Here is an 18045-nt window from a genome sequence, read left to right as displayed (position 1 = left end):
CGTGACGGAGGCAGAGGCACGATGACATTCACCCCCACGTCCCCATCCCAGTCGTACCCGTCATCCCCGTCGGCGGAGGAGCCGGGCGGCGAGAGCGGGCGGTGGGCCCCGCTCGTCAGGAACGAGACGACCACCGAGATCCCGGTGCACCTGCTGTTCCGCGACGACACCGGGCCCACCGCGCTGACGCTGCCGTCCGGTGCCGCGGTGGTCAACCGGCGCAGGCAGGGCACGGGTGAGCAGCCGCGCGTCACGCCTGGAGCAGTGCTGCGGTCGCCGCTCCAGGCTGCGTCTGCCTGCACGTCCGCATCCGCACCCGGTCGGGCCCGATCCGTGCGGCGGCCCGCCGCGCCCGCCGACCCCGGGCTCGCGGAGCGGCCCGGCGCCGCGCCGTCCGGCTGGTACGCCGTCGCAGTGGGGACGGTCGCGCTCGCGGCGGGCGCGGCCGTGGTGTGGTGGACGGGGGCGGTGCCGGCGACGGCGACCTTGCTGCTCGGGCTGCCCCCTCGGCCGTACAACGGGATCGGGCTCGCGGTGTGGGCGCTGCTGGCCCTGCTGGTGCTGGCCGTCCTGTTCGCCTTCGGAGGTCTCGGCCGCGGGCGGGTCGGACACGCCTGGGTGCTCTCGCTGTTCGGCGACTACCGGGGGAGCGTGCGGCGCACCGGGCTTGTGTGGGTGAGCCCGATGGTGCTGCGCCGCCGGGTCGACGTACGGCTGAGGCACTGGCGCAGCGAGCCGCTGCCGGCCGTGGACGCGAACGGGGTCGCGCTGCGGGTCGTGGTGCTCGTGGTGTGGCGGATCAGGGACACGGCGCGGGCGATGCTCGCCGTCGAGGACCATGCGCGGTATCTGCGCGAACAGGTGGAGGCGGCGATGGCGCGGGTCCTCTCGCAGTTGCCCGCCGACGCCTTCCACGACGACGCGCCGACGCTGCGCGACGCGGAGGCGGTCGGGGACGCGCTCACCCGGATGCTGTCGGCGGAGGCGGCGCCGGTGGGCATCGACATCTTCTCGGCGCAGCCGACGAGTATCGAGTACGCCCCGGAGGTGGCGGCGGCGATGCAGCGCAGGCGGGTGGCGGCGCTGGACGCGCGGCACCAGGACAGCGTGCTGACGTCGGTGGTGGACGCGGTGGACGACACGGTGACGCGACTGACTTCACGGGGCCTGGTCGAGCTCGACGACTACGAGCGGAAGGCGCTGGTGAAGGACTTGACGGTGGCGTTCTATACGGGCAGGGGAGGGGGCTGAATCTTCAGCCCCTGGGGCTTGCCCCTGGACGAGGTCCTTGGGGGCAACTCGTTCCGGGATTGGTCTGGACATGTTCAACTACCGTCCATACATTGGAACTTGGTCTAGACCGCAGGATCCGCGGAACCCGCACGCATCCCCAATCCCCCGGGTCCCGCAATCCCCGCAATCCCTGCAATCCCCGCGCGCGCCGCACAGCTCACAGAACTTCCCCCACGTTCTCCAGGAGCCAAGCATGCGAAAGAAGACAGGTGCAGCCCTCATAGGCCTCGCCGTCGCCGGTGTGTCCTTCCTCGGCACCGGCAGCGCAACCAGCCATGGCTACACCGACTCCCCCATCAGCCGCCAGAAGCTCTGCGCCAACGGCACCGTGACCGGATGCGGCCCCATCCAGTACGAACCCCAGAGCGTCGAGGGCCCCAAGGGCTTCCCCGCCGCCGGGCCCGCCGACGGTAAGATATGCGCCGGAGGCAACGGCCGGTTCGCGCAGCTCGACGACCCGCGCGGTGGCAGCTGGCCCGCCACCAGGGTCAGTGGAGGTCAGGGTTACACCTTCCGCTGGCAGTTCACCGCCCGGCACCGTACCACCGACTTCAAGTACTTCATCACCAAGAACGGCTGGGACTCCTCCAGGCCGCTGACCAGGGCGGCACTTGAGTCGCAGCCGTTCATGACCGTCCCGTACGGCGGCAACCAGCCGCCGGCGCCCCTGTCCCACCAGGGCACCATCCCCACCCAGAAGAGCGGCAAGCACATCATCCTGGCGGTATGGACCGTGCATGACACGGCGAACGCCTTCTACGCCTGCTCCGATGTTCAGTTCTGACGCCCAGTCAGTTGCCGTGCGGCCCCATGGGGAGCGCAGACACCGTCGCGGAGCTCGTACGGCGCCAATGGGGTGATCAACGGGTGGGGCTGAGGTGCCAGGAACTCACCCTCAGCCACCATCAGATCGCCGCAGGCGCCGCCGCGCGGGCCGCGCTGCTCGTGGATCTGCTGCCCCCGGGAGCTGAGCCGCACCTCGGGGTACTGCTCGACAACACACCGGAATTCCCACTCTGGCTGAGCGCGGCGGCCCTGGCCGGGGCCGCCGTCGCCGGTATCAATCCGACCCGGCGCGGCGCCGAACTGGCGTGCGACATCCTGCACACCGACTGCCGGGTGCTGGTCACCGAACGCGCCCACCTTCCCCTCCTCGACGGTCTCGAACTGCCGGGGATCCGGGTGCTGGTGACCGACACCCACGCGTACCAGTCCCTTCTCACCCCGTACGAGGGGGCCAAGCCCGGCGAGGCTACCGTCCCGGGCGCCCGGGTCGGCCCGGGCACCCGGATGCTCCTCTACTTCACCTCGGGATCGACCGGCGCTCCCAAGGCCGCGATCTGCTCGCAGGGGCGGCTCGCGGCAGCGGGAGCGTCGCTCGTCGACCACTTCGGGGTGCGGCCCGACGACGTCCACTACATCTGCATGCCGATGTTCCACGGCAACGCGGTCATCGCGGACTGGGCCCCGGCACTCGCGGGCGGGGCCGGCATCGCGCTGCGTCGGCGCTTCTCGGCGTCCCGGTTCCTGGACGACGTACGGGCGTACGGCGCGACGTACTTCACCTACGTGGGCCGAGCCGTGCAGTACCTCCTCGCCACCCCCGAACGGCCCGACGACCGTGACCACGGGCTGCGGCTCGGCTTCGGGACGGAGGCGGGCGCGGTCGACGCGGCCCGCTTCGAGGCGCGCTTCGGGGTGCGGCTCGTCGAGGGCTACGGCTCCTCGGAGGGCGGCGCCGCGATCCAGCGGACGGCCGGCACGCCGCCCGGCGCGATCGGGCGGCCGGCGCCGGGCGACGATCTCGCGGTCGTCGACCCGGAGACGGGCCGGGAGCGCGCTCGCGCGGTGCTCGACGCGCAGGGCCGACTTCTCAACGGTTCTGAAGCGATAGGGGAGCTGGTCAACCGGGGCCCGAACCCCTTCGAGGGCTATTGGCGCAACGACGCCGCCGAGGCCGACCGCAGACGCGGCGGCTGGTACTGGACCGGCGACCTCTTCTTCCGCGACACCGAAGGCTTCCTGCACTTCGCGGGCCGTACGGACGACCGGCTCCGTGTCGACTCCGAGAACCTCGCCGCCGCGGTGATCGAGAACATCCTGGCGCGCTGGCCGGACGCGGCGGCCGTCGCGGTCTACGCGGTGCCGGATCCGGTGGCGGGCGACCAGGTGATGGCGACGGTCGCGCTGCGTGACGGGGTGACGTTCTCGCCGGACGGCTTCGGCCAATTTCTCTCGGCGCAGGCGGACTTGGGCACGAAGATGGCACCGCGCTACGTGCGGGTGGTGGAGCGTATGCCGGTGACGGCAACGAACAAGGTCCACCGGGTCGCGCTGCGGCGCGAGGGCTTCCGCTGCGAGGACGCGGTGTGGTGGGCGGCACCGGAGGCGGGGGCGTACCGCCGGCTGACGGCGGAGGATGTGGCGGCGCTGACGGCGGAGTACGCCGCCCATGGCCGCGCGCACCTCCTGGGGGCCGGGTAGCGGGGGCCCTGGCATTTCAGCCCGTTGGGGGGTCCCCTGGACGAAGTCCTTGGGGGAGTTTGAGGAGCGGGGTCTGGGGCGGAGCCCCCACGCGGCGGCAGCCGCAAAATGTCACAGCGGGAAGAATGGGGTCTCCCCTGCTCGAACGAAGTTGAGAGCTTGGGGAAGGGTAGGGGAACTGCGCCGCAGGCAACCCGCACCGCACAACGCACCCGCACCCCACCTGCCCCCTCCACCAGCCGCACGGCCAGTCGATGTGGCCGAACTCCCTCCCCTCTGGCCGTACCAACCCAGCCCGTCTGCTTGCGGAACCACCCCAGTGGGAAGGACCTCGACTCACGAGTCCAAGGGGGCAGTTGTGTCGTCCATGCCGCGCAGGCAGTTCCTGCAGTCCACCGCCGGAGCCGCCGGTGCCGCTGTGGCGGCCGGTGCCGTCGCGAGCGTGGTCACCGGCGCGGCCCCGGCCGGAGCCTCGGCCAACGGCACCCCCACCACGCCGCCCACCCCACTCCACCTGACCGCCGCCACCAACGGAGCAGCCACCCCCACCGCCCCCCACGGCCCCCTGATCGCCGAGGTCCAGAACATCCTCTGGGCCGTCCCGCGCGACGGCTCCCCCGCCACCGCCCTCACCCCGCCCGGCCTGGAGCCCAGCAGGCCCGCCTGTTCACCCGACGGCCGGCACATCGCCGCCGCCTGCTTCAAGGCCGAAGGAGGCCAGTTCCACATCTGGGCAATGGCCAGGGACGGTTCGGGCCTGCGCCGCCTCACCGACGGCCCCTGGGACGACCGCGCCCCCGCCTGGTCCCCGGACGGAACCCGCATCGCCTTCTCCTCCGAGCGCGGCGGCGACCCGGTCAAGGGCAGCCCGTACCGCATCTGGTCCGTCGACGTACGCACGGGAAAGGTCACCCAGCACACCGGCCTGCCCGCACAGCAGGGGCCGGGCCAGGACGGCGCCTGGGAGGACTTCGACCCGGTCTGGTCGCCGGGGCCGGACGGGGGCCGGATCGTCTTCGTACGCGGCACCTTGGACGGGACCACCCTCAAGTCGCGCACAATCGCCGCCGTCCCGGCCACAACCACAGGCCCCGTCACCGTCGAACACGCCGACCCCGGTCCCGGCAACCTCCTGATGCCCGCCCTCTCACCGGCCGGCCGCCGGGCGTGGCTGACCACGCTCGCCCCCGCCCCCGGCCGGTACGAGCAAGTCACCCTGGTCGTCGACGGAAAGCCTGCCCAGGTGGACGGCGAGATCGCCACCGCGCCGCCCCGCTGGCTGGACGACGAGCGGCTGCTGCTCACCGTCGACGGCCGGTTCCGCATCCTGCGCCCGCACCGCGACACCCCCGCAGAAACGGTCGGCTTCACGGCGACTCTGCCCGTCGTACGCCCCCGCTACCGCACCAAGACGTACGACTTCGAGCCGGAGCGCGCCCGCCCCGTGCGCGGCATCCACCTCCCCGCGCTCTCCCCGGACGGCCGTTCCGTCGCCTTCGCCGCCCTCAACGCCCTCTGGATCGCGCCCACTTCAGCCACCTCGGCGGCGCCCCGCAAGATCGTCCAAGCCGCCCCCACCACCTACCTCCAGGGCCCCGTCTGGACCCCCGATGGACAGGCGCTGCTGTACGTCGACGACCGAGCCGGGCTGAACGCCGTACGCCGCCACGACCTGTCCACCGGCGACGACAAGGCCCTCACAGGACCCGGCCGCGTCCACGCCGCGCTCTCCCCGGACGGCAAGCGCCTCGCCGCCCTCGACCTGGCCGGCAACCTGGTCGTGCGCGACCTCGCCTCCGGCACCGAGCAGATCCTCGCCGCCCCGCTCGGCGGCGGCGGACTGCCCGGGCGTCCCAGCTTCTCGCCGGACGGCCGCTACCTGGCGTACTGCGACCGCAACCGCCTCAACCTCCGCTTCCGCGAGGGCTACAACCTGATCCGCGTCGTCGACACCACCACCGGCGCCTCCCGCCTCCACCCCCTCGCCCCGCACGTCTCGCTCTCCGACCGGTACGCATCCGGCCCCGTCTGGTCCCCCGACGGCCGGACCATGGCCTGCGTCAGCGAGTCGGCCCTCTGGCTGCTCCCGGTCCGCCCGGACGGCACACCCGACGGCGAGCCCCGCCGCGTCACCGCCGACGACGAGCCCGCCGACCACCCCTCCTGGTCCGCGGACTCCCGTACGCTCCTCTACCTCTCCGGCACCCGCCTGCGCCTCCACCCGCTGGACGGCCGCCCCCGCACCGTCCCCGTCCGTCTCAGCTACCGCCGCCAGACCCCCGTCGACACGGTCGTCCACGCCGGCCGCCTCTGGGACGCGACCGGCGGCCCGGTCCGCGAAGACGTCGACATCCTGATCCGCGCCGGCCGGATCACCGCCGTAGAACCGCACCGCCCGGGCCGCCGCACCGCACGCCGCGTCGACGCCTCCACCCGCACCGTGATCCCGGGCCTGTGGGACACCCACACCCACCCCTGGCAGTACACGTACGGAGCCCGCCAGACCGCGCTCAACCTCGCGTACGGCATCACCACCACTGTCTCCCTCGCCGGTTTCAGCTACGAACAGGCCCGCCTCCGCGAGGACATCACCGCAGGCCGCCTCGCCGGACCCCGCCTGCTCACCACCGGCGAACTCCTCGACGGCTCCCGCGTCGCGTACAGCATGGGCCGAGCCCACCGCACCCGAGCCGGGCTGCGCCGCTCACTGTCCCGGGGCGAGGCCCTCGCCTGGGACTTCGTGAAGACGTACGTCCGCGCCCCCGCCTGGATGATGGAGGAGGCGGCCCGCTTCGGCCACGAGCGCCTCGGCGTGCTGTCCGGCTCGCACCTCTGCTCACAGGGCGTCCAGACCGGCCAGGACCTGACCACCCACCTCGTCGCCACGGAACGCTCCGACCACGGGCACGGCGCGACCGCCGGGGGCCTCACGCACCAGGACACCGTGGAGAACTACACCCGCGGCGGCATGCGCCTCGTCGAGACGCCCTTCACGGCGACCCACCTGCTCGCCGACAGCCCGGAACTCGCCGACGACCCACGGGTCACCGCGATGATGCCGCCATGGGACGCCCAGGCCGTCCGCGCGCAGGCATCAAGGACACCGGCCCCGACGGAACGCCTGGCTCTGCGCCGCGAAATGGACACCGTACGTACCGTGCTCAAGGGCGGCGGCCAGGTAGCCCTGGGCACGGATTCACCGCTCACCCCGGTGGGCCTCTTCCTGCACCTGGCCCTGCGCGCCCTGGTACGCCACGGCCTGACTCCGGCCGAAGCCCTGCTCACGGCGACGGCGATCCCGGCGAAGGTGTTCGGCGCTGAAAAGGACCTGGGCACGGTAGAACCCGGCAGGCTGGCGGACCTGACGGTCATCGCCGGCGACCCGTTCACGGACTTCGACGACCTGGCGAAGACAGACCGAGTACTGATCGCCGGCCGGGTCCACGACCGCGCGGACCTGGAGCGTACGTACGCAGGAACCTCCGTCGCACCCAAAGGCTGGTCGGCGACCGCGGACCAGATGCGCCGCGACGGCTGCTGCTGAGGGGGAGGGTGTTCCGTCAGGTACTCGAGGTCTGGCAGGCCGGGCAGAGTTCGTAGCGGCCATTGTTTACTACGCTTCCCCAGCCGAGGCACTGGTCACAGTCACGGGCTCGGGAGAGGTTTACAGGGGGTTCAGGAGCATTGGGGTGGGCTCCGTTGGTCATCAGATCGTCCTCGGGTAGAGGGCTAGTCATGGAAAAATTATGACATAAGGTGCATATCTATGCAAGCATGGCCGTGGATGTGGGAGCCGGACGGAGGGGGACTGATCAGCTGGTGCCCTCGAGCCCCATGAGGACGGAGTACGCGGACTCGGCCTGGCGGGCCGGGGCGGCGTCGGGGTGTGCGTGATCCAGGAAGCTCTGGGTTGCGCCGTGGTGGAGGATGCGGCCGCGGTCCATGAGGGAGACGGTGTTCGCCTCGTCGGCCAGGTCGGCTATGTCGTGGGTGGACATCAGCACGGGGATGCGGGCAGCGACCTTCCGCACCACGTCACGGAACACCGTGCGCTGGTGCGGGTCGAGGCCGGCCGTGGGCTCGTCGAGGAGGATCACCCGCGCGTCGTGGGCGAGGGCGCAGGCGATGCCGACACGGCGGAGTTGGCCTCCGGAGAGCTTGGCCGTCTTCTGGCCGCTCTGCTCGGCGAGGCCCACCTGGTCGAGGACGGCTCCGGCGCGTTCCCATGCGCTGGTGCGGTTCTCGCCCTTCAGCCAGGCCACGTATGCCACGTATTCGCGGGCGGTCAGCTGCCGTGACGTCGGCACCCGCTGGGGCAGCCAGGCCACGTGGCGGCGGTATTCGCGGCTGGCGGAGGTGAGGGTCGAGTCCTTGAGTAGGACTCTGCCGGCCAGGGGTTCCACCGTGCCGGCCAGGAGGGACATCGTGGTCGACTTGCCCGCGCCGTTGGGACCGAGCAGGATCGTCAGGCCTTCGCTGGGGACTTCGTAGCTGAAGCTGGAGAGAACGGGGCGGTCCCAGCGGTGGTAGCGGAAGGTGACGCGGTTGAGCAGCAGAGTCATCGGTCGGTCCTTGGTGCGAAGCAGATGAGGGAGAGAAGCCCGGCCAGGAAGACGGCGGCGGCCCACACGGTGGCGTGGGTGACGTGAGCCGCCTCGGTGACGATCACCCAGGGGTAGGGGTCGTCGCGGCTCCGGCCGCCGAGGAACATGGCCTGGATCATCCAGAAGACGGGGAGCAAGGGCGCGCGGTGGCCCATCAGAGGCCATGCGCCCAGGGCGAGTCCGCAGAAAAGCAGGTTGTTCCGCGCGGCCGCCAACGTGGCCTCCGACCCCAGGAGAGACATTCCCGCAGCCACTGCTGTCACGAGGAGCGCGAAGCCGGACACCAGCATGATGTCTCTCGCGTCGAGTCGGCGGATGGCGGAACGTTCCACCGAAGGCATCCGCCTCTCGAGGCAGGCGATCAAGGAGACGCTCGGAATGAGGGAGACGAAGTTGCTGAGCTCCGTCACCATCGCGTAGCGCCCCATGAACGAGGGGAAGACGACTGCCACACCGCCGGTCATGCTGACGCCCAGGACGAAAGCGAGCAGTGCACCAGGCAGCAACCCGAGGGCGCCCCGCTGACGTAGCCACCAGATCATGTTCAGCGACCTGCCTGGCAGGCGGATCGGAGCTGCTGGGCGTACCAGGTCTTCTGCTCCTGCAGGGGCAGCTTGCTCACTCTGGCTGTCTCGGACAGGAGCTGTGCCCTGGTTTGGCCTTGGCTGAACCCTTGAGTCTCCCGGGAGAGCCACGCCATGTAATCGTTCTCAACCCCTATGGTCTGGGCCACCCAGAGGGTGTTGTAATGCAGCATGTTCCAGTTCGGTTTCTCGCAGGGCATGCCGACCACGGAAATGGCAATGTTTTTTCGAAGGGCTTGATTCGCGTTGCCCGGCGCGAGGGCGAGTGTCCAGCCTTCTCCGTCGGTATCGATCTGTCGAGCGTCTGCCACGGCGATATCGGTAATACGTTGGGGTTTCTGGACGATGATGCCCCTGGCCTCCAACTGGCCCATCATCTCTTTGAGTTTGGGCTGAACTTCACCGATGTGATCGGAACCGGCTTCCGGTAGACATACCTTGGGCCTGTTCCCCAAACAGGTGACAGGGGCCAAGCCCTTGGAGGTCGGAGGAACCGAACGCCAATCCATGGTGATGCTGTAGGCGCCGAGCAGGCCGCCGACTGCGATGACGAGAGACAGGGCGACAGAGCGGACATGGACGCGGCGAGGGCCCGCCAGCGCGACGCAGGCAAGGGCCAGACAAACCGTGGGCAGAATCGCGGCTGCCGTCATGGCCGGCGAGTAGGCCTCGCCGAATCCCACCCAATCAATTGACCCGGTGACATGGTGCGCCCAGAAGCTGTCCGTACCCAGCGGAAAGCTGATGCCTATGAAGACTGCTACCGATACAAGTGGTGCGGAGTACAGCGCATGAAGTCGGCGGCCGATTACGAATCCGATGACGGCATGGGCGGTGAGCAGGACTACCACGATGCCCATGAGGTGCAATACGTACAGATCGGGAAAGACGCCGACCACCCATAGCCCACCTGCCATGACTCCGGCGGTCAGCATCGACAGGGACACCACGGTGATAAGGATTGGTTGCACTGCGATGCGCCACGTGGGCTTGGCGGTACCCAACTCCCAGGTGCCCAGAGCCCTGAGCCGGGTCGCTTCCACGGCGGTCAGGCCTGCCGCAGCCGCGGCGGCCATCGGGACGGGGGCATGCACCGCGTACGACGCCGCCTGCGCTGCCCAAGGCAGGACGATGAGCTGCTCGATGTGCCGGGTGCTCGTGAGAAAAATGTAGGAGAAGAAGAGGCCGATAAAGGGCATGGCCAGCACAGCAGGGTGTGTGCGGAGAGAGGTGGAGATTCGCATGAGGCCTCGTATGGAGAGCAAAGCCGGGCCTCCGCGCGCCCTGCGCGGAGGCCCGGCAGGATCAGTCGGCCAGGGTGGTGTCTACGTTGACCGTCTTAACGTAGACGGCGCAAGAAATGCACCCCGAACCGATCTGAGCGATTTCGAAGTAGTAGCTGTCGTAAGGCAGCCCCGACTGGGTGGCAGTGCTCTTGTAGCTCGAGCCGTTGAAGCAGTTGGTGAACCTAGAGGTGTCGTGCTTCTTGTCGTACCCGTAGTCTATCTGCTGCCAAAGCGCCACATCGACGCTGGTCCTGCCGTACACCTCTCCGCAGCCGGTGAAGTTGATTTCGTTGTACGACTCGTCGATCCACTGCTGGGAAAGCTTTCCCTCCTCCCCTGCCCAATTGCTGGCGGTCCAGTTCGCCCAAGCGCCGGAGGTGGCGGCGAACGTGAATACCGCAGCAGCCCCGGCGACGACACCGGCTCTACGCAAACGACTTCCTGCCAACGGAAAACCCCTCCCTTGTCTTTCCGATTGCCGAGGCTGCCCCCCGGGCTGAAAATCGAAAAGTCGAGCGACTGTAGCAGTGATCATCCGGCGATGGGAAGGCTCATGGGTCGCCATCCAATTACATCCCGTTCGGCCCTTTTCGGCGCTAACGTCTTGGTTCTAGCAATATTCCGATTTCGGGCATGAGTGGGTGCTTGAAGCCGTCGCCTGATCAGGGCTTTTGCCCGAAATGATCTTGTCCGATTTCATCCGGTGATGCCAAGGATTGTCAGGGGTCGGCGGTAATCGCGGGATGCGTGGCGGGTTGCTGCGGCGATGTTCTTGCGGCCATTCTGGCGGTGAAGATGCAGATGCGGGCACGGTCTCGCTCGGTACTCATGCGACTTCGACACTCACGTGATCACCGGCACCGTGCCCGCACTCGTATCCGGGGTAACGAACCCGCCTGAGTCAGCGCATGATGGTGCGTCAATACGCTTCCGTGACAGGACGGGAGCGATCCTTTCACGCAAGGACCCTGGGCAAGGCTCGAGTTGCCATCAAGCGCAAGGGCATACATAGCAACGCAGCGGTCATACCTAAGACTTCAAGCCGACGAGGAACCTCGCCGGCCTTCAGGGCGTCGCCCTCGTTGGCTCGTGCTGCCTGGACGGGAGTGTCTGGCGATGTTCTTGTCTTAGGCCCATGAGGCTTGCGTTGAGTCAGGGGCTCGGTGGTTACAGTTCGTGAGTGGCCGCTCGGGCGCGCGGCGGGACTCGCGGGGCGGAGCAAGAATCGCTGCAACACGCCCAGACTTGACAGACATCCCATGAGCTCGCGTGTCAACGGCGAGTACGTGAGCCGGGTGGACATGGCAGTCCCCTGATCCACCGGAAGCCGGCCGATCATCTCGAACAGATGCCCTAATCTCGGCAGATGACGCTCTACTTCGACCCCGTGGCCATCCTCGGCAACGACCGCGATGCCTTTCGGGGCCGTTGGGAAGACCGACTGTGGCTCAACGTCCCCGGGCCCTTCTACGGAGGGGAGACCGACACCTGCTGGACGGGGCGGCTTTCGGCACCCGCCCACGTCCTCTACGGAGGCGAGTACCTCAGCGAGTACGTCTATCGCCAGCCCAGAACGCCTGCGGACACGGCCCTGCTGGTCGAGGCGGCGGACAACGACCCGTTCCTCGGGTATGGCTGTGATGGCGACTCGCGATGGACACCGGAAATGGTCCGGGAGTGGTGGCGTAATCGCGGGCAGGTCGTGCAGTACCTGTCCGATCAGCGGAGCAAGTGGGATGAGAGCGATGCCTGGGCAGGCCAGGGCATAGCCGCTGCCGTCCGCGACTTCGAGCTCTACATCGCCGGTGGCGTGGCAACGGACCTGCGGATCTACCTCTACTGGCTGGAAGAGCGGCAGTCCCCCACACCCGTTGACCGGTTGCCCGAGCTGTAGCCAGGAGCACGCAGCGGAAACACGGTCATCACCCCAAGATGAGGCTCCGCCGACCAACTGGAGCGTCAAGCGGCGAGTGCGTGGGCTCGGTGGGACCAGGCGGTCGCCTCGTCGTACGGTGTGCCGGTTTTGAGGCAGACGTGCAGGATGCCCACGAGCCGGTTGGCGAGTTGGCGCAGGGCGGCGTTGAACTCGATGCCGCGGGCGCGTTGGCGCTCGTAGTAGGCCCTGGCGCCTGGGGAGACCCGCAGTGCGGAGAAGGCTTGGGCGATCAGGGCGTCGATGAGCTGGTCGTTGCGAACGTGCCGGGCGGTCACGACCTTCTTCTTGCCGGAGGCGCGGGTGATCGGGCTGGTGCCGGCGTAGTTCTTGCGGGCCTTGGCGCTGGCGTAACGGTGAGGGTCGTCGCCGAATTCTGCGAGTACCCGGGCGCTGAGTATCGCTCCCAGTCCGGGCTGGGGCCGGATGGTCTCGGCGTTCGGGTGCCGGCCGAGGAAGTCCTCGACCTGTGCGTGCAGGAACTTGACCTGCTCGTTCAAGGTGACCAGCATCGCGATGAGCGCGCGCACAGAAACGGCGTAGGCCGCCGTCACAGCGGTGGGCTGGCCCAGGTGCTTGGCGCGCAGGACGGCTTGGATCTTGGTGACCTTGTCGGGGATGCCGCGTCGGCGGGCGCGCTTGAGGGCCGCACTGATCTGTGTGGTCGTCAGCTTCGCAGCGGCCCCCGGATCGGCTGCCTTGGCCAGTAGTTCCAGGGTGTCGGGGGCGTCGAGGTCGTCGAACGCCGCCAAGGCGGCGGGGAAGTAGTCGAGCAGGGCATGCCGCAGCCGCTGCGTGGTGCGGGTGCGTTCCCAGATCAGGGTCTTATGTGCGCGTGTCACGACCTTGATTGCTTCGGCGTCGGCAGTGTCCCCGGAGATCGGGCGGAGCTGGTGGGAGTCGGTACGCACCATGTCAGCGAGCATGTGCGCGTCGGCCCCGTCGCTCTTGGCCCCCGACACTGCCAGGCGTTCCCGGTTTCGGGATGCCTGCAGTGGATTGACCGCGTACACCGTGTAGCCGGCGGCGATCAGCGCCTGCACCCACGGGCCACGATCGGTCTCGATTCCGATCACGACCTCGGCCTTGCTATCTTCACCCAGCTCGGCACCGATCATCGAGTGCAGTCGTTCGATTCCTGCGACGCCCTCCGGCAGTCGTGCTTTGGACAACCGACGGCCTGCGGCGTTCATCAACTCGACGTCGTGGTGGTCCTGGGCCCAGTCGTCCCCGACGAACAGCAACTCGTCCTCCGTCATCGACCTCGATCGGCAGTAGCCCGCAGGAGAACCATCAGCGACCTAATAAGGCTGTGCTCTCGCCACAACCGGCGGGCACGACATCCCATCAGCGATTTCGCTCCTGGCCGACCAGCAGGGGCACGATCTGTCAACAGGACTCGGAGTCCAGGGAACAAAGAGTGCTCACCTGATGGCGGCTACCAGGCACCGAGTCTGCCGGATGGAGCCTCGGTAGGTCCTATTAGGGAAACTGTGGGGCAGCCGTCGGGGGACGCGATCGGGGCAACGCTTGGCCTCTTTTCATCTGTAGAGGCCCGGCTGGCGGACTTGACGATCATTCGTCGGCGACCCGTTCACGGACTTCGACGACCTGGCGAACACGGACCGGGTACTGATCGCAGGCCGGGTCCACGACCGCGCGGACCTGGAGCGTACGTACGCAGGAACCTCCGTCGCACCCAAAGGCTGGTCGGCGACCGCGGACCAGATGCGTCGCGACGGCTGCTGCTGACCGTAGGCCGAACAAATGGAGCAGCCCCTCGCTTCCGCGAGGGGCTTCTTTCGCCTGTGCGCCGCCAGGGACTCGAACCCCGGACGCGCTGATCAAGAGCCTGGCGGCTTCCGCCCAGGTGGTTCCAGACTCGTACGGGGTCAAGGGCGGCCGAGGGCGCGGTAAGTCCAGCCGGCTTTGCGCCAGCAGTCGGGGTTGAGGGTGCCTCGTCCGTCGATGACGTTCGTCTGGGCAACCCGGGTGGTGAGGTGGTGCGGGTCGATGTGGCTGTACTGGGGCCACTCGGTGAGGTGGAGGAGCAGGTCAGCGTCCTCGGTGGCGGCGATTGGGTCGTCGGCGTAGTCGAGTTCTGGGTGGGTCTTGCGAGCGTTGTCGAGGGCTTTGGGGTCGGTGATGGTGACTTCGGCGCCGAGTTCGTGGAGCTGTTGGGCGACGGCGAGGGCCGGTGAGTCGCGGACGTCGTCGGTGTTGGGCTTGAAGGAGGCGCCCCAGATCGTGATGCGCTTACCCATGGGGTTGCCGTCGCACCGTTCGCGTGCGAGGTCGACCACACGCTCGCGGCGGGCGCCGTTGATCACGTCGACGTCGCGGAGCAGAGCTACGGTCTGGTCTGCGCTGAGTTCTTTGGCGCGAGCCATGAAGCCGCGTAGGTCCTTGGGGAGGCAGCCGCCGCCGAAGCCGATGCCCGGGCGCATGCCGCGGCGGCCGATGCGGGCGTCGTGGCCCAGGGCGTCGGCGAGCTGGTGGACGTCGGCGTCGGCGAGTTCGCAGACCTCGGCCATGGCGTTGATGAAAGAGATCTTCGTGGCGAGGAAGGCGTTGGCGGCGGCCTTCACGAGTTCGGCGGTGGCCAGGCTGGTGACGATGGTGGGGGTGCCGGCCTCGATGATCTGGGCGTAGCACTCGCGGACCATGGCCTCGGCCCAGGAGCGCTCCTCCCGGAAGCCGAGCACGAGCCGGTCGGGGCGGAGGGTGTCTTCGACGGCGAAGGATTCCCGCAGGAATTCGGGATTCCAGGCGACCTCGACGTTGTCACCTGCGGGAGCGAACTCGCGGATGATCTCCAGGATGCGGGGTGCGGTGCCGACGGGGACGGTGGACTTGCCGACGATGACCGCAGGTGCATGGATGCGGGGAGCGATCTGGCGGGCGGCGCTGAACAGCTGGCTGAGGTCGTATGCATCTTCGCCTTGGCTCTGGGGAGTGCCGACGCCGAGGAAGTGCAGGCTGGCGAAGGCGGCAGTCTCCGCATAGGAGGCGGTGAACCTCAGTCGCCCGCTCTGGGTGTGCTTGGTGAGCAGCTCGTCCAGGTCGCGCTCGAAGAACGGGGCCTTGCCGGAGTTGAGCGAGGCGACCTTGTCCATGTCGGGTTCCATGCCGAGGACTTCGTGGCCGAGTTCGGCCATGCAGGCGGCGTGTGTGGCACCGAGGTAGCCGCAGCCGATGACGGTGAGCTTCATTTGTTCCGGTCCTTCCAGGTGGCCGCCGGCGGCCCCATGGAGGACGGAGCCGTTCAGGCGGGCCGGGTCGTCAGATGGCGGTGGATCCCGTCCCGGATAAACGGCGGGATCGTGAGGATGTGGAGGTGCTCGGGGGCGAAGAATTGGAGCTTGACGCCCTCAGCCAAAGGCAGCGCGGTCTCGTCGCCGTCCCAGGAGGCGGCGAAGAAGGTGATCAGCTGGCCCGAGCCGTGTTCGTCGCAGATCTCGAAGAGCTCCGTCAGGTGGTCGACTGCGAGGCCGGCCTCTTCGTCGAGTTCGCGGACGATGGCTTCGAGGGACGTCTCGCCGTCGTCTGTGCCGCCGCCCAGCAGGCTCCAGTGGGCGGGCCAAGCGATGCCGGCGATGTCGTCGCGCAGGTGCATCAGCAGGTCACCGTGCCTGTTGGTGACGATCGCTACCGCTCCGCGGGCGGTGGCCTGCTCCGGGGCGGGGGTGGTGTTGGAGTGCATTCCGTCACCGTAGTGAGGCTGAGGATCATGCGGCAGTCCTCACCGGTTGGTTCGAAAACCAGGCCGCTGCCAGCAGGGCTTGCATCCGCGTGCGGTCGTATCGGCCGCCGGGTTTGAGTCCGCCCTCCAACAAGGGGCGCAGGGCAGGCGGGGCCTCGGCTAGTGCGGTACGGATCTGGGCGTCGGCCCACGAGGCGAGCGGTCCGTTCAGCCAGGCCGGGACGGGACTGGCGAAGCCGACCTTGTCGCGGCTGCCCCAGACTTCCCTCGGCAGGCCCAGGGCCTTCGCGGCGTCCCGCAGGATCCGCTTCCCCTCGGCCGGGTCGGTGATCTTGTGCTTGACCGGGAGCCGGTAGGACAGCTCCACCAACTCCCGTGCGAGGTACGGCGAGCGGCGTTCCAAGGCGTAGGCAGAGGCGAGCTTGTCGCTGGTCATCACCAGCGGCCGCCAGGCTGTGGCCAGATCGGAAAGGGACAGTCCACGGGCCAGGTCGCCGCCGGCCCGGTTCATTGCTTCGGTGACCAGAGCATGGATCCGGCCCTCGGGGTCGGGGCCGCGCAGAACGAGCCGAGTGACGGCCTCGGCAGGATCGATGTCCTGCCCTGCGGTATGCAGGAGCTTCGCAGCCAGCGGCCGGTACGCCTCCAGACCCGCCTTTAGGACCGCGTCGGGACCGAAGAGGACGAGCGCATGCCGGACGTAGCCCATCAGGAACTCGTCCGGCCCCAGCCCGCCGACCACGACCCTGAGCCCCAGGTCCGAGACCTTCCGGTACGCCATGTACTCGGAGAACGTGGACGCATTGCCCATCGGATAGTCCAAGGAGGACTCCCAATGACGTTGTCAACCGGAAGTGGTGACTTCTAGTGGACATGTCACGCCGCGATGGCGGCGGTGCGTGGCGTGGCCACTTGGAAGGTCCGCTGGTCGCGTATGAGGGCCCAGAGCACGTTGAGACGTCGCCTGGCCAGGGCGAGGACAGCCTGTTTGTGGGACTTTCCTTCGGCTCGCTTGCGCGAGTAGAACGCCCTGGACTCGGGGCAGTGCACCGAGGCGGATTGGGCGGAGAGGTAGAACATCCGCAGCAGTCTTCGGGAGTAGCGGCGTGGTCGTTGCAGGTTGCCGCTGATCCTGCCGGAGTCGCGGGGGACCGGAGCGAGTCCGGCGACGCCGGCGAGGCGGTCAGGGCTGCCGAAGGCGGCCATGTCGCCACCGGTCGCGGCGATGAACTCGGCGCCGAGCATGTCGCCGATCCCTGGCATGCTGGTGATCACTTCGGCGTCGGGATGCTCGCGAAACCTCGCCTCGATGAGGGCATTGAGCTGATCGATCTCCTCGTCAAGGGCCATCACCTCCCTGGCCAGGGTGTGGACCATCCTGGCGGCCGTCTTCTCCCCGGGAACGGCAGTGAACTGGGCCTCGGCGGCAGTGATCGCGGCGTCTGCTGTGTTCTTGGCGGTGGTCACCGTGCGGACGCCGTGGTTCTTCAGCCAGGTCGCCAGCCGTGCCCGGCCCATCCGGCGCAGCGCGGCCGGTGTCTGGTAGCCAGTCAGCAGGATGAGCCCGGCCTTGGAGGTGCTGTAGTCGAACGCGCGCTCCAGGGCGGGGAAGTACTCCAGCAGCTGGGCGCGGAGCCGGTTGATGGCGCGGGTGCGGTCGGCCGACCGGTCGATGCGGCGGCCGGTCAGGATGCGCAGGTCGACCGCGATCTCGCCGGTCGCCTGGAGCGGTTGCAGGTCGCGACGCATGCGGGCCTGGTCGGCGATGACGTAGGCGTCCTTCGCGTCAGTCTTCCCCTCGCCCCGGTAGGAGCTGGAGGCGTGGTGCACGGTGCGGCCGGGGATGTAGAGCAGCTGCTGCTCGTGGCTGATCAGCAGTGCGATCCACAGCGTCGCCCCGCCCGCGGTCAGGTCGACTGCCCAGGTGACCGGATCGCCCTGGGCCAGGTCCAGGACGTCCCCGAGGAGTTGCAACAGCTCCGTCTCGCTGTTCGGGACACGGCGCGAGAGCAGCTTCCTGCCGTCCGCGTCGATCACCGTGCAGTGGTGTTCGGCCTTGCCCGCGTCTGTCCCCGCCCACAGTTCGGGCACCTGGTCCTCCTTCGTCATGGTGCGCGTGCACAGTCCCAGCAGACGACCTCGCCGACGTGTCCATACG

13 protein-coding genes and 1 pseudogene are annotated in these 18045 nt (G+C 68.6%); 5 read left to right on the top strand and 9 right to left on the bottom strand.

Annotation, left to right across the window (positions count from 1 at the left end; all coding sequences use genetic code 11):
• Window positions 1-78: 78 nt before the first annotated feature.
• From PXH83_RS09910 to PXH83_RS09895, 4 genes and pseudogenes are all read left to right on the top strand, one after another.
• Window positions 79-1251 (top strand): annotated as a pseudogene (locus PXH83_RS09910) (SPFH domain-containing protein); the annotation flags it as partial.
• A gap of 235 nt (window positions 1252-1486) precedes the next feature.
• Window positions 1487-2077, top strand: coding sequence for a lytic polysaccharide monooxygenase auxiliary activity family 9 protein (locus PXH83_RS09905; protein WP_274558991.1), 591 nt, complete (start codon window positions 1487-1489; stop codon window positions 2075-2077).
• Window positions 2078-2103: 26 nt separating this feature from the next.
• On the top strand, window positions 2104-3777 hold the full coding sequence (locus tag PXH83_RS09900) for an AMP-binding protein (RefSeq protein WP_274558989.1): 1674 nt from the start codon (window positions 2104-2106) through the stop codon (window positions 3775-3777).
• 367 nt (window positions 3778-4144) lie between these two features.
• Window positions 4145-7321, top strand: coding sequence for an amidohydrolase family protein (locus PXH83_RS09895; RefSeq protein ID WP_274562746.1), 3177 nt, complete (start codon window positions 4145-4147; stop codon window positions 7319-7321).
• Window positions 7322-7589: 268 nt separating this feature from the next.
• On the opposite strand, the gene PXH83_RS09890 is transcribed toward PXH83_RS09895, so the two are convergent.
• From PXH83_RS09890 to PXH83_RS09875, 4 genes are all read right to left on the bottom strand, one after another.
• Entirely contained in the window at window positions 7590-8339 is a 750-nt protein-coding gene (locus tag PXH83_RS09890; RefSeq protein ID WP_274558986.1) for an ATP-binding cassette domain-containing protein, read from the bottom strand.
• A complete protein-coding gene (locus PXH83_RS09885; protein ID WP_274558984.1) occupies window positions 8336-8923 on the bottom strand; it encodes a hypothetical protein in 588 nt (195 codons plus the stop codon). Before PXH83_RS09885 ends, PXH83_RS09890 begins: the two co-directional genes overlap by 4 nt.
• Window positions 8924-8925: 2 nt before the next feature.
• Window positions 8926-10209 (bottom strand): DUF7224 domain-containing protein, encoded by a 1284-nt coding sequence (locus tag PXH83_RS09880; protein WP_274558982.1) that lies wholly within the window; start codon window positions 10207-10209, stop codon window positions 8926-8928.
• A 61-nt stretch (window positions 10210-10270) separates the two neighbouring features.
• Complete coding sequence (locus tag PXH83_RS09875; RefSeq protein ID WP_274558980.1) at window positions 10271-10699, bottom strand: hypothetical protein; 429 nt, start codon at window positions 10697-10699, stop codon at window positions 10271-10273.
• Window positions 10700-11617: 918 nt separating this feature from the next.
• On the opposite strand from PXH83_RS09875, the gene PXH83_RS09870 reads away from it, so the two are divergent.
• Window positions 11618-12145, top strand: a complete 528-nt coding sequence (locus PXH83_RS09870; protein WP_274558978.1) for a ferredoxin — start codon at window positions 11618-11620, stop codon at window positions 12143-12145.
• A gap of 65 nt (window positions 12146-12210) precedes the next feature.
• Here PXH83_RS09870 and PXH83_RS09865 read toward each other — a convergent pair whose 3' ends face one another.
• From PXH83_RS09865 to PXH83_RS09845, 5 genes are all read right to left on the bottom strand, one after another.
• Window positions 12211-13428, bottom strand: coding sequence for an IS110 family RNA-guided transposase (locus tag PXH83_RS09865; protein WP_274562744.1), 1218 nt, complete (start codon window positions 13426-13428; stop codon window positions 12211-12213).
• A 648-nt stretch (window positions 13429-14076) separates the two neighbouring features.
• Window positions 14077-15396 carry a UDP-glucose dehydrogenase family protein gene (locus PXH83_RS09860; protein WP_274558975.1) on the bottom strand — a complete coding sequence of 440 codons (1320 nt, stop codon included), beginning with the start codon at window positions 15394-15396 and terminating at the stop codon, window positions 14077-14079.
• Window positions 15397-15449: 53 nt separating this feature from the next.
• Window positions 15450-15887 carry an NUDIX domain-containing protein gene (locus PXH83_RS09855; RefSeq protein WP_274558973.1) on the bottom strand — a complete coding sequence of 146 codons (438 nt, stop codon included), beginning with the start codon at window positions 15885-15887 and terminating at the stop codon, window positions 15450-15452.
• Window positions 15888-15912: 25 nt separating this feature from the next.
• Complete coding sequence (locus PXH83_RS09850; protein ID WP_274558971.1) at window positions 15913-16710, bottom strand: asparagine synthase-related protein; 798 nt, start codon at window positions 16708-16710, stop codon at window positions 15913-15915.
• Between the two features lie 53 nt (window positions 16711-16763).
• On the bottom strand, window positions 16764-17996 hold the full coding sequence (locus tag PXH83_RS09845; RefSeq protein WP_274558968.1) for an IS110 family RNA-guided transposase: 1233 nt from the start codon (window positions 17994-17996) through the stop codon (window positions 16764-16766).
• Window positions 17997-18045: the final 49 nt, after the last annotated feature.

It is taken from the genome of Streptomyces spiramyceticus (assembly GCF_028807635.1).
Taxonomy (GTDB): domain Bacteria; phylum Actinomycetota; class Actinomycetes; order Streptomycetales; family Streptomycetaceae; genus Streptomyces; species Streptomyces spiramyceticus.
This window is presented reverse-complemented; position numbering and strand designations above follow the sequence as displayed.

Excerpts from the sequence above, each read along its gene's own strand:
- PXH83_RS09895 (WP_274562746.1), top strand. The coding sequence starts at position 4,145 with ATGCCGCGCAGGCAGTTCCTGCAGTCCACCGCCGGAGCCGCCGGTGCC.
- PXH83_RS09880 (WP_274558982.1), bottom strand. The coding sequence starts at position 10,209 with ATGCGAATCTCCACCTCTCTCCGCACACACCCTGCTGTGCTGGCCATG.
- PXH83_RS09860 (WP_274558975.1), bottom strand. The coding sequence starts at position 15,396 with ATGAAGCTCACCGTCATCGGCTGCGGCTACCTCGGTGCCACACACGCC.
- PXH83_RS09900 (WP_274558989.1), top strand. The coding sequence starts at position 2,104 with ATGGGGAGCGCAGACACCGTCGCGGAGCTCGTACGGCGCCAATGGGGT.
- PXH83_RS09905 (WP_274558991.1), top strand. The coding sequence starts at position 1,487 with ATGCGAAAGAAGACAGGTGCAGCCCTCATAGGCCTCGCCGTCGCCGGT.
- PXH83_RS09870 (WP_274558978.1), top strand. The coding sequence starts at position 11,618 with ATGACGCTCTACTTCGACCCCGTGGCCATCCTCGGCAACGACCGCGAT.
- PXH83_RS09885 (WP_274558984.1), bottom strand. The coding sequence starts at position 8,923 with ATGATCTGGTGGCTACGTCAGCGGGGCGCCCTCGGGTTGCTGCCTGGT.
- PXH83_RS09855 (WP_274558973.1), bottom strand. The coding sequence starts at position 15,887 with ATGCACTCCAACACCACCCCCGCCCCGGAGCAGGCCACCGCCCGCGGA.
- PXH83_RS09845 (WP_274558968.1), bottom strand. The coding sequence starts at position 17,996 with ATGACGAAGGAGGACCAGGTGCCCGAACTGTGGGCGGGGACAGACGCG.
- PXH83_RS09890 (WP_274558986.1), bottom strand. The coding sequence starts at position 8,339 with ATGACTCTGCTGCTCAACCGCGTCACCTTCCGCTACCACCGCTGGGAC.